General features: G+C 36.5%; 8 protein-coding genes. 7 read left to right on the plus strand and 1 reads right to left on the minus strand.

Annotated elements, in window-relative coordinates:
• Positions 1-95 precede the first annotated feature (95 nt).
• The 7 genes from topA (at position 96) to gldN (ending at position 10,816) form a co-directional block, all read left to right on the plus strand.
• On the plus strand, positions 96-2,552 hold the full coding sequence (topA, locus tag K4L44_16455) for a type I DNA topoisomerase (protein ID QZE14099.1): 2,457 nt from the start codon (positions 96-98) through the stop codon (positions 2,550-2,552).
• A 939-nt stretch (positions 2,553-3,491) separates the two neighbouring features.
• Positions 3,492-4,640, plus strand: coding sequence for an arginase family protein (locus K4L44_16460; protein ID QZE14100.1), 1,149 nt, complete (start codon positions 3,492-3,494; stop codon positions 4,638-4,640).
• A gap of 50 nt (positions 4,641-4,690) precedes the next feature.
• Positions 4,691-5,647 (plus strand): type IX secretion system membrane protein PorP/SprF, encoded by a 957-nt coding sequence (locus K4L44_16465; protein QZE14101.1) that lies wholly within the window; start codon positions 4,691-4,693, stop codon positions 5,645-5,647.
• A gap of 38 nt (positions 5,648-5,685) precedes the next feature.
• Positions 5,686-7,026, plus strand: a complete 1,341-nt coding sequence (locus K4L44_16470; protein QZE14102.1) for an SUMF1/EgtB/PvdO family nonheme iron enzyme — start codon at positions 5,686-5,688, stop codon at positions 7,024-7,026.
• 426 nt (positions 7,027-7,452) lie between these two features.
• Positions 7,453-8,370: a gliding motility protein GldL gene (gene gldL / locus K4L44_16475; protein ID QZE14103.1), complete on the plus strand. Its 918-nt coding sequence runs from the start codon at positions 7,453-7,455 to the stop codon at positions 8,368-8,370.
• Between the two features lie 3 nt (positions 8,371-8,373).
• A complete protein-coding gene (gldM, locus tag K4L44_16480) occupies positions 8,374-9,918 on the plus strand; it encodes a gliding motility protein GldM (protein ID QZE14104.1) in 1,545 nt (514 codons plus the stop codon).
• Between the two features lie 91 nt (positions 9,919-10,009).
• Complete coding sequence (gldN, locus tag K4L44_16485; GenBank protein QZE14105.1) at positions 10,010-10,816, plus strand: gliding motility protein GldN; 807 nt, start codon at positions 10,010-10,012, stop codon at positions 10,814-10,816.
• A 77-nt stretch (positions 10,817-10,893) separates the two neighbouring features.
• On the opposite strand, the gene K4L44_16490 is transcribed toward gldN, so the two are convergent.
• Positions 10,894-11,994: a mannose-1-phosphate guanylyltransferase gene (locus K4L44_16490; GenBank protein QZE14106.1), complete on the minus strand. Its 1,101-nt coding sequence runs from the start codon at positions 11,992-11,994 to the stop codon at positions 10,894-10,896.
• Positions 11,995-12,128 lie beyond the last annotated feature (134 nt).

Below are 12,128 nucleotides of genomic sequence, written 5' to 3' on the forward strand. Positions count from 1 at the left end.
ATTTTGTAATAAACGCAAACGTTTTTTTGATGAACGTGTTGCTTTTTCGTTACTTTGTGAATAGTATTTTAGCTGATATTTCAAATCCGTTTCAGATGAAGGAAGAAAATCTGGTAATAGTCGAGTCACCAGCCAAAGCGAAGACCATAGAGAAATTTCTTGGTAAAGATTTCTTGGTCATGTCAAGTTTCGGACATATCCGAGACCTTGATAAAAAGGACTTTGGGATTGACTTGAAAAATAATTATATACCACGCTATGTGGTTTCAGAAGATAAAAAAAAGGTAGTTGCTGAATTAAAGAAAGCAGCGAAGAACGCGAAAACTATATGGATCGCATCCGATGAGGACCGTGAAGGGGAAGCAATTGGATGGCATCTTATGGAAGTACTTGGTCTTAGTCCTGATACGACTAAACGTATTGTATTTCATGAGATTACCAAGAGTGCGATTACCAAAGCGATAGATAATCCAAGACTATTGGATCTAAATCTGGTAGATGCCCAACAGGCTCGTCGTATTTTGGATCGATTGGTAGGTTTTGAGATCTCTCCTGTTCTTTGGAAGAAGGTAAAACCCTCTCTTTCGGCAGGTCGTGTTCAGTCTGTTGCTGTGAGACTTATTGTAGATCAAGAGCGAGAAATCCAGAAATTTCAGCCTACTTCTGCATATCGTGTCACTTCACTTTTTCATACAGAAGATGAAAAAGTGGGGAGCTCAGAGTTAAAGGCAGAACTTTCAACTCGTTTTAAAACTTTTGATGAGACGAAGCATTTCTTAGACCAATGTAATGGTGCATCGTTCCATATTGAATCAATTGTTAAAAAGCCTGCGAAGAAATCACCAACGCCACCTTTTATTACTTCTACGTTGCAGCAAGAGGCAAGTCGTAAACTTGGTTTTCCTGTAAGTATGACTATGTCCGTTGCTCAAAAGCTATATGAGGCTGGAAAAATTACTTATATGCGTACCGACTCGACAAACCTTTCACAGTTGGCTTTAGATGCTGCGAAAGAGACTATTGTGGAGAAGTATGGTGATAAGTATTATCACTTAAGAACATTTAAGACTAAGGCCAAAGGTGCACAGGAAGCTCACGAGGCAATCCGTCCTACTTATATGAATCAGGCTACTGTACCTGGTACACCGCAAGAACAAAAGCTATATGAGTTGATATGGAAAAGAACCATTGCTTCTCAAATGGCAGATGCCAAACTAGAACGAACCACCGTGAAAATCGGTGTTTCAGGAACAGATGAGCATTTTGTCGCAACAGGTGAGATCCTTGTTTTTGATGGTTTCTTAAGTGTGTATCTTGAATCTACAGACGATGAAGGGCAAGAGAATCCAATTCACAAGGGGTTATTGCCACCTTTGAATGAGGGGGAAGTGTTGGTTCCATCTGAGATCGTTGGAACGCAGCGTTTTACCCAGAAGCCTCCTCGATTTACAGAGGCAAGTTTGGTACGAAAACTTGAAGAACAGGGTATTGGACGTCCTTCTACTTATGCTCCGACCATTACAACAATACAGAATAGAAACTATATTGTAAAAGAAGATCGTGATGGGACTGAACGTGAGTATCAACGTTTATTGCTTCAAGATGGTCATCTAGATTCCGAGACTTGTACTGAGATTACTGGTGCTGAGAGAGGAAAGCTATTCCCAACTGATATTGGGTTGGTTGTAAATGATTTCTTGGTGAAGAACTTTGACTCTATTGTCGACTATAAGTTTACAGCAAAGGTTGAAAAGGAGTTTGATGAGATTGCGGAAGGTAAGCGTGTGTGGAACGAAATGATAGATGAATTCTATGTGCCATTTCATGCTAATATCGAAGATGTAATTGAAAATTCAGAACGATCTTCAGGAGAGCGTATCTTGGGTGTTGATCCGAAGACCGAAAAGCCTGTCTCTGTTCGTATTGGACGTTATGGACCAATGGCACAACTTGGTGAATCAAAAGAGGATAGCGAAGAGAAACCTCAGTTTGCAAGCTTGAGACATGGTCAAAGTATTGAAACAATTACCCTAGAGGAGGCTTTAGATCTATTTAAATTGCCTCGTCAACTTGGAGAATACGAAGAAAAGGTGGTGACTGTAAGTGTCGGAAGATTTGGTCCTTATGTGCGCCATGATAGTAAATTTGTCTCTTTAAAGAAAGACGTAGACGATCCGCTTACGATTGAATTGGATCGTGCTGTAGAGTTGATCGAGGAAAAAAGAGAGAAAGATAGAAAAGCACTATTGAAAACTTTCGAGGAAGATGTCGATTTGAGAGTAATTATGGGACGTTGGGGACCATATATTGCTTACCAAAAGTCGAACTATAAGATTCCTAAGGATACAGTAGTCGAAGATTTATCGTTCGAAGACTGTATGAAGGTTGTCGAAGAAGGACCAAAGCCTAAAAAAGCTGCTGCAAAAAAGACGGCAACGAAGAAGGCTGCTACTAAAAAGACTACCACCAAAAAGACAACGAAGACTACAGCTGCAAAAAAGACTGTAACGAAAAAGAAAACGACTACAAAGAGTAGTTCGGAAAAGAAATAGTCTCTGTTGTAAGAATATTATATAAAAGAGGATGTCCATTGTTTGTTGGACATCCTCTTTTTATGTGTCTATCTCATATTGCTTCTTCACTTTGCACTACTTCCTCTGTTTTGGAGGTGATTATTAGGTAATGCCTACGAGGATTCTAGAACCGAAGAATGGATACTACAAGGGGTTTATATCCTTAAAACTATATGATTATCTCCACAAGATTACTCATGCATAGAGTGTATGCTTGGGGATCTGTGTGTTCATCCAATGCTGTTTAAAGGTTGTTTGATAGTAACTATGTTCATGGTTGCTTAGAATCTCCTCCATGGTTTGTCTATCGATTTTCCATCAAATCGATGGAGAATCGGTGGACAAACCATGGACGAAGTATGGACAAACCATGGACAAAGTACGAATGAATCCATCTGGAAATAGCTCTTAAACCCAATTTAATGTATGAAAATATACTTTTAAAACGTCGTTTAGTGAATGTTCAACATGCAGGATGTGTTGATGAAATTGAGATCGGGTACTTTGATAATATGTTCATGACAGGTGTTTTTTTGCATTATTGGGCTAATACTTGAGAATGGATATCTGCTATTTTACTCTTTAAAATAAATAAGAGGTTTACAGAAAACAAAGTTCTTTTATGTTACTTCTTTTTGTTTGGTATCTAATTTAGTTTGAGTTTTCTGTTGATTTGAGCATTGAATTTTTTCTAATGAGAAGTATTTAGGAAAGAAGTTTGTATTGTCCTTATGATAAATAATATGTCTATTTTCACCTAACGAATAGGAGTCTGTTTTATTAATTTTAAATGAAAATGTTTCTTGATCTAAAAAAGTCCGAATTTTAAGATATTTCATTAAATTTATGTAGAGCTATAAATCATTGTAGTTTTAACGGTTGTACTGCGTGATTGAAGTATTGAATTAATTGAATGATATGGATTTTTTAGACTTGATTGAGGAGGTTGATTTTGAGGTGATCTCGTCTTCTTCTTTTATGGATGGCAAACTTGGAAGAAGAATAAGAAGATTTACGGAAAATTCTGAAGTAGGAGTTTTTAGCACTGGAGCTGTAGTTTTGCTAAGTGTTCTAGATCTAGAAGAGGCAGATCAAGGTCGAGAAAATTATGATACACTGCGTAAGTCTATCTATGATCTATATGACCATTTTCCATCGTTGACAATTTGTGATGTTGGACATGTTAGAAGTGGTCGGAAAATGATGGATACTTATGTTGCTTTTAATGAGGTGATCAATAGTATTATGTCTCAGGGTGCCTTCCCAATTGTTTTGGGCTCCCAAACTTCATTATTCGCTCCTTTTTTGAATAGAGAGCCTCAAAAAGGGAATGTCATTTGGTTTGATTCTAGATTTCCAAGTCTTACTAATGGGGAGATAAAAGAGTGGAATTATTCGATGAAAAGAACCGATAAAAAGATGTTGATGGTTTTAGGTAGTCAAAAGTATCTTAATTCTTTACAGAAAATGGATCGCTTTATAGCTGATGGAGGATGCCATTATGGAGTAGGGCAAATTCGTGATAATATTCAAGCATTAGAGCCAGAACTTCGTGATGCGACTTCTGTTGGTATTCATATTGATGTGATGAAATCAATAGATACCCCTGGAGGTGTTATACCACATCCTAATGGATTGACATCCACTGAAATGTGTCAAATGATGTGGTATTATGGTATGGGTAACCGTGCTTCGATGCTTTCCTTTTGGGGGTATCATGTAGATTTTGATCCTACCTTTTTAGGTGCATGCTCTATTTCTCAAATGTTGTGGCATTTTCTCTTAGGGCTAGAGAAACGAGAAAATGATTTCTTTTTGGAGCAAGAAGATGAATCCATGGAACATTTTGTTGTAACACTTGAATCATATGGGGTTGTTCTCTATTTTATGAAGAATAAAACATCTGAACGATGGTGGTTTGCAGTAGAGTACAATAATCTACGCTCTGACTACGTTTCTTGTTTAGAGGATGATTATAAACTGTCCCGTAAAGGTGAAATATCTGATCGATTGTGGCGTTTTATTATACATAAAAGAATGTGTGTGGCTCATACAGATGACGATTAAATCACTTGAAAATATGTAGAATTCGTTTTTAAAAATTTCTTTGCGCTAGAATGAGCAGTAACAAACACAAAGTTTTAGTTTACATTAATTATAGTTTATGTTTTTTAGTTTTAAATATAATAACTATTTTCGTTGCTAAAGCCCAACAAGATCCGCAATATAGTCAATATATGTTTAATATGTTGACAATCAATCCTGCAGCGGCAGGAGAAGATCGCTTTATTGATGCTTATATGTTAAATAGAATACAATGGTCTGGGTTTGAAGGAGCCCCAAGATCAACTGATGCCGGAATTAGTACCCAATTACCATTATTGGGTCAAAAGGATGGTGTTGGGTTGAATTTTAATAGCGACAAAATAGGTTATTATCAAAATGTTACAGTGAAGATGAGCTACTCTTATGGGGTCGTTTTGGGGGGCGGAGATTTACGTTTTGGATTGTCTTTGGGGATTTTAAATAAGCAGTTCTCACCTGAGTGGAAAGACCCAAATTTTGGAGATGATCCAGCGATACCTACCGAAGATATAGCAAGTGTAGCATTCGATTTTGGTAGTGGTGTTTATTATAAACATAAATATTACTATTTTGCAGCATCTGTTTCGCATATTAATCAAGCAAAATTTGAAACACAAGGAAATAGTCTTTTTGTAAACCGAAATTACTATTTGTCTGGAGGAGGTTTTTTTGGGTCTCCATGGAAGGACGTTACATTGCAACCATCATTTTTGTATAAGTATGATGGGGTTGTTGGACAATTAGATCTATCCGTATTGGCGACTTATAAGGGACGTTATTGGGGTGGAATTACATATAGACCAGACGACGCAGTTGTTGTTTTGGGAGGAATTAGATTAAGAAGTGGTTTGCGTATAGGTTATTCGTATGATATTACAACATCTTCCTTGGGATCTTATAGCTCTGGCTCTCATGAAGTGTTTTTATCCTATCGTATTACGATGGCACAAAAGCGAACCCATCATTATAAGAGCGTAAGATATTTGTAATAAAAAAGGAAACTATAGTGCCATATTCAGCGAAAGTTATGAAAAAATTTTTCTTATTTGGAATCATTGGTTCTCTCGTACTCTTTTTTGCAAGTTGTAGCCAGACGATGGATGGTGAGCTTGTTGGGGTAAATAGAACAGGTCGATATTTTGAGCCAATTCCTTATGGAATGACTTATATTTCTAGGGGATCTTTTAACATGGGGCCAAGTGATCAAGATATCACTTCTGCTTTGTCTCCAAACCGTACTGTAACAGTAGAAAGTTTTTGGATGGATGAGACAGAGATTACAAACAACGAATATCGTCAGTTTGTATACTGGGTTAGAGACTCTTTAGCAAGAAGATTGTTGGGTGAGTCTGATGCTGATAGTTATCTTGTTTCAGAGGACGAAAGTGGGAATCCTATTGACCCTCCTCGTCTGAATTGGGATACTAAAATAGATTGGTCTGAACCTGATAATCAGGTTGCATTAGAGGACCTTTATTATAAAGAGAGTGATCGTATTTTTGGTAAAAAAGCTTTAGATCCACATAAATTGGTTTTTGAGTTCTTTTGGGTAGACCTTAAGCAGGCTGCGAAAAGAGAAAATTCATATAATCCTACTGCAAAAAAGTACGAAGGAACGGTATATGACTTGGAAGGAAAACAGGTTCCTATTGAAGGTCGTTCGAGTTTTATCATGAATAATAAGGTTTTGGTATATCCAGATACACTTTGTTGGATTCGTGATTATACTTATTCATATAATGAGCCACGTGCAACTACCTATTTTTATCATCCGGGTTTTGATGATTACCCTGTTGTTGGTGTTACATGGAAACAAGCGAGAGCCTTCTGTGCTTGGCGTACTCATTTTAAGAATGAATCTTTACAAAATGATGGACAAGAGTCTGTTCAGGCTTATCGTCTGCCTTCTGAAGCAGAGTGGGAATTTGCTGCTCGTGGAGGTCTAGAACACTCTATGTATCCTTGGGGTGGGGTTTATACTCGTAATGATGAGGGGTGTTTTTTAGCAAACTTCAAGCCAGTACGAGGGAATTATACGGATGATAATGGGATGACCACCACGAAAGTTGCAAAATATGATCCTAATGGATATGGTCTTTATGATATGGCAGGTAATGTAGCTGAGTGGACTATTTCTGCTTATGATGAGGCTACTTATAATTTTATGCACGATGCCAATCCAAATTATGAATACAATGCGTTGCCAGATGATCCTCCAGCATTGAAACGTAAAGTGATTCGTGGAGGTTCATGGAAAGATATCGCATATTTCCTTCAAGTAGGTACGCGAACTTTCGAATATCAAGATACTGCAAAAAGTTATATTGGTTTCCGTTGCGTCCGTTCTTCTTTTGGAGATGAATTTTAAATAAATGATAATGAATTAAAATATTAAACATAAAAAAGAGGTTTTTCCTCTTTTTTATGTTTAATTTAAAATATTCATTCTAATGATAGTTTAGAGTGATGAAAAGTGGGTAGTTGATAAGATATATTGTATTTTTTACAACATGTTATTATCATATTGTAAATTTTAATTTACTATTTTCATGTTGGAATCTTACATTTATCGTTGATTTCTAAGAGTTGTTAAAAGTGATTCGGTCTGATTCATGAGATTAGTGAATGGAGTTAATGTTGTAGAGTAATGGGAATTGAGATAAAGGGTGAATCATCAATGTTACAACCTGTGATTTATTGCATATAAGTTCATATAGGCTAAGTCTTCACACTGATTGAAAGAAGGGACGTGAAATTTAAATAAAACAGAATAAATAAATTAAAAAATCAGAAAATGGGTGTAGGTGATTTTTTGCATTCGAACAAGGGAAAGAAGATTGTTGGTTTTTGTTATAGCTTCTTCTCTGCTGTCGTATTATTAGGAGCATTGTTTAAACTTCAACACTGGCCAGGTGGTGCTATGATGCTTACCATTGGTATGGGTGCTGAGGTATTTTTATTCCTTCTTGGTGTATTTGATAAGCCAGTGGATATTCCTGATTGGAAACGAGTTTTTCCTGAGTTAGGATCTGAAGAAGATCGCCTAATAGAAGAGCAGGCGGGTATCGTGCGTCATAACTTTTATGACCAATTTAATAAAATTGCTTCTGGAGCTGTACCAAGTAATGGTGGCGGATCTTCGGTGAGTAGTTTGCCTGGTGTTTCGGAGGATGTTCTAAAGAATTTGGAGAAGAGTTTGACAAACTTATCTAATACAGCAAATAACTTTGCTGATATTTCTAATGCAACTGTTGCTACGAAAGATTATTTAAACAATATGAAATCGGCTTCGTCTGCAATGGATAAATTTGCTCAAGCAAATGAGACCGCATCAGATAATATGCAAAAATCTGTAGGTGCAGTATTAGAATCTTATAAAGGAGCCTCTACTGTATTGGAAAATACGCATAAAGCTTTGGGTACGGCTATTGAAAAAGAGTCAGCACAATTTGGAACCAATATGTCAAAAGTGAATCAACAGTTATCTGCATTGAATTCATCTTATGAAGCACAACTAACTTCTGCAAATCAATATGCAACAGTTGCTAATTCGATGACAGGAAAGATGGGCGAAATGGAGAGTGTATTTGCTGGATCTGTAGAAGAAGCTAAGAAATATCAATCACAAGCACAACAATTAAATAATAATATTTCTGCTTTAAACTCAGTATATGGAAATATGTTGGGTGCGATGAACGTAAATATCAAGTAATATATGGGAGCTAAGTTTTGTGCCGAAGCACCGAGGCAAAAGCTAATCGGTGTAATGTATTTGGTATACACAGCCATGCTTGCATTGAATGTTGATAAGAACGTATTGAACGCATTTACGACGGTGGATCATGGTTTAGAGATGACCATTCAGAACTTTAATGCGAAAAACATGCAGACTTATGCAAGGTTTGATCAAGCAGCTGCAGTAAATCCAAAAAAGGCTGGAAAATACAAAGTAAAAGCAGACTCTATTAAGAGTCAAACAGATCGTCTTGTGAATCACATTCAATCTCTAAAAGAAGAGATTGTTTGTCGTGCAGACAAGAAAGAGAAGGCTGACTTTGATCATATTGAGAAGAAGGATGATACCCATATGGCAGCTGAGATAATGTTGCTTGAGAAGAAAGGTACTGTTCTAAAAGATATGCTTACAGACTATCGTGAAAACCTTGTTCAATTGGTTCAAAAAGATAGTGCGTTGGTAAGCTCTTTAAATAAGATCTTGGATACAAGCAAACCGAAACGAATAGAAGGGGAATTGCCTCAAACATGGGAATCTTCTCGTTTTGATGGATATCCTTTGATTGCTGTGGTTACATTGATGACTAAGATGCAGTCGGATCTTCGCAATGCCGAAGCCGATGTAATTAATTATCTATTTAAACAGATCGATGCAAAATCGTTTAAGGTAAATAAACTTTTGGCTCAGGTGATTCCAACTTCGACTTATGTGTTGGAAGGTGGTACTTATGAGTCACAAATTTTCCTTGCTGCAGTGGATACCACTGACTACCCAACGATCGCTGTGAATGGAAAGCGTCTGCCTGTAAATGATAATGGAAAGGCAATCTTTAAAGCCCAAGCAAATAAGCCTGGGGACTTTTCATATAATGGAAAGATCCGATTTAAGATGCCTGATGGAACTTATAAGAACTTCCCTTTTAAAGGAGCTTATCAAGTAGCAAGGCCTACTTTGACGATTTCTCCAACAAAGATGAATGTTTTCTATAAAGGAGTTCCAAACCCAGTTAGTATCTCTGTTCCTGGTGTATTGCCAGACCAGTTGGAGGCAAAAGTAACGAATGGAACGATCAAGAAGGGTTCTAATGGTTTTGAGGTTTATCCTAAAACTGCTGGTTCTAAATCGGTTGTTTCTGTTTATGCGAACCTTCCAGCAGGGAAGAAACTGATGGGTAAAATGGATTTTCGCGTGAAACGTGTTCCTGATCCAATTGCAGAGTTCTTAGGTAAGAGCAATGGGATTATTGCAACCAAAGGAACATTAAAGTCTGGTTTGCGTATCAATGCAGTATTGAAAGACTTTGATTTTGACTTGAAATTTAAAGTGACTTCTTTTGTTGTTTCGACAAGCAAACAGGGTTTCGTAGTAGAAAAGAGATCAAATTCAGATAGACTAACTGCAGACCAGTTGAAGTTGATGAAAGGGGTAACTCGAGGAAATCGTGTTTATATTGAGAATATCATGGCTCATGGTGATGATGGAACAGATAGACGTCTTCCAAGTCTAAGTGTGCGTATTCGCTAATAGAATTATAATTAATTGAAATATAATAGAGGAGACTTACTTTCTTAGTAGGACTCCTCTTAGGACGTGTTTTATCAAAAGAATTTGCTTTATGAAAAAAGTATTTTTCCTACTAGTGGCACTAATGTGTCTTGGTAGTACTCTCGTTCGAGCACAATATGTACCTCATATAACCTCTGAAAGAAAACCTGCTCCTCTTCCTAAAGTTCGTGAAGCGGATATATTATGGAAGAAGACTGTTTGGCGTATTATTGATCTTAGGGAGAGAATGAATCAACCTCTTTATTATCCTACAAAGGAAGTAAACGGAAAGAAGAATTTGATGACTATTCTATTTACTGGAATAGAGAAAGGACAATTTCTAGCTTACGATCCTGAGGATGGAAAAACTGAGTTTGATATTCCGTTAGATTGGGATCAAGTAGCAGATAAGCTTTGGACTTATTCCACAGAACCTTATCAAAAACCATTTACTTTAGACCAGGTAAACCTTGGAGACATCAAACAGATGATGATTAAAGAGGTTTGGTTTTTTGATAAACAAGCATCTTATATGCAGGTTCGAATTCTTGGTTTATGCCCTATCTTGATTTATCCAAAGGATCCTTTAGATGAAAAGTCTCCGATATTGAAACGTAGAGTATGTTGGATCTATTTCCCAAATACTAGAAACGTTCTAAGTCAAAGTGAGGTATTCAACTCATTTAACGATGCACGTAATTTGAGTTTTTACGATGTGTTCTTGAATCGTAAATTTGATGGGTATATTTACCAAGAGTCAAATATGTACAATAACCGCCCAATTTTGTCTTATGCAAAAGGAGATAAAGCAAGTGAAGAGGCTATTCGAATTGAGAATGAGATCTTCAATTGGGAACAAGATGTTTGGGAGTATTAGGTAGATATTTCGATAAAACACTTTGGTCCTAGTAAAAACGGACTGCTCTTTTTAAATGAGTAGTCCGTTTTTTTTATCTAAAAAATCTCTTCTTTTTGTTCTTCAAGTAGTTTTAGGTCTGTATTGAACTGTCTTATTAAATGTTCATTATCTTTTTTACATACTAGAAGAATATCCTTTGTCTCCACTACAATGTAGTTGTCGAGCCCTTGAATAATAGCTCTACGATTTTTTGGTAGATGTATGATTGAATCACTTGTTTTATATGTTAGTGTCATCTCACCATTTAGAACATTATCGTATTCATCCTTCTCAAAGTTTTCATGGAATGAGTTCCAAGATCCAAGATCTGACCAACCTATATCAGAGATTAAAGTGTAAACATTATTGGCCTTCTCCATTATACCATAATCAATAGAGATGTTTGGGCATTCGGCATAGACCTTACGAATAAAATATGGTTCGTTTTCAGTACACATGTTGTGTCTGCCAGAAAGAAAGAGGTTGTGAATATCTGGTAGATATTTAGAAAAACCTTCTAGTATTGACTTCGTATTGGTAATATAGATTCCACTATTCCAATAAAATTCGCCTGATTCTACAAATACTTGTGCCATCTCTTTTGATGGTTTTTCTGTAAATGTTTTTACTTGAAAGAGGTTAGAGATTGTTTTATACTTGATAGCGTGATCTACTTGGACATAACCATATTCGGTTTCGGATCTTGTTGGTTTTACCCCGATCGTTAGAATCACATCATTTTGAGTGACAAAATCTAGTGCATTGTGTAGTTCATCGTGGAATCTAAATTCATCCGTGATCATATGATCTGAAGGAGTGAATACAATATTAGCTTCTCCAGTCGTATGATATATTTTGTGTGAAGCATATGCGATACTTGATGCCGTATTACGCTGGAAAGGTTCTGTTAGTATATTCTCTTCTGGAAGTGTTGGTAGCTGCTCTTGGGTAAGGTCTTTGTATTTGTTTAGTGTGACTATCCAAATATTTTCTTTGGGGAATATCCTACTAGCTCTTTGATATGCAAGTTGGATTAATGTCTTTCCTATATCTAATAGGTCCAAAAATTGTTTTGGCTTTTGTGTCGTGCTAATAGGCCAAAGACGAGCTCCAGTTCCTCCAGCAAGTATTACACAGTGGTTGTTCTTGGTTTCCAATTTTTAGTGGTTTTAATTCAACGTTTCTTTAATATCCACACAGTAATTAAACAAAACTACCATAAAGATAGTTTGTTTTGTCTATAAGTACCTTGATTAATTGTTTATTTGAGAAAAATTAAAACTTTCATGTA

It is taken from the genome of Prolixibacteraceae bacterium (genome assembly GCA_019720755.1).
Lineage (GTDB): Bacteria > Bacteroidota > Bacteroidia > Bacteroidales > Prolixibacteraceae > Halosquirtibacter > Halosquirtibacter laminarini.